The organism is Streptomyces sp. WM4235 (genome assembly GCF_001279725.1).
In the GTDB taxonomy this organism is placed as follows: domain Bacteria; phylum Actinomycetota; class Actinomycetes; order Streptomycetales; family Streptomycetaceae; genus Streptomyces.
The window spans coordinates 1-481 of record NZ_LGDE01000277.1 but is presented as its reverse complement, the minus strand read 5'-3'; the positions used below and the strand labels follow the sequence as shown (position 1 = coordinate 481).

The following is a 481-nucleotide window of genomic DNA, read 5'->3' as shown; positions in this document are numbered from 1 at the left end:
GGTCACGGTTGCGGGCCGGTCCGACGGCACCGGGCGGTACGAGCCGGACCCACCCGGACACCGGGTGCCGAACCGGACGCGCCGGCCCGGCCCGGACACCACGATGTCCCGGACCCGGCGCGACGCCGGACCCGGGACACCCGAGGATCTAAGCCGTTTCCACCGTGCGGCAGACGAAGCCCAGGCGGGTCAGTGCGCGGGTCACCTCGCCCGCCGTGAAGTCGCGACGGTCCTGGCGGGTGATCACCTCGCCGACCTGCTTGCCCGGGTACGTGCGACGGCCGATGATCACGGATTCCCCGGTGACGGGCTCGGCCTTGATGCCCTTCATGGACTCCAGGACCTCGGCCTTGGTGAGCTCGAAGGGAAAACGGGCGATGACGCAACGCATGATGCCTCCGCGGGGACGGGAAGGTGAACGCCGGACCGGACGGCCGCGAAGGCGGTCAGGACGTGAGGGCGAGGACGCCCAGGGTGTAAC

1 pseudogene is annotated in these 481 nt (G+C 71.3%); it reads right to left on the bottom strand.

The features are described from left to right. Positions 1-160: 160 nt before the first annotated feature. Positions 161-391: pseudogene (locus tag ADK55_RS19365) on the bottom strand (SCO5918 family protein); the annotation flags it as partial. Positions 392-481 lie beyond the last annotated feature (90 nt).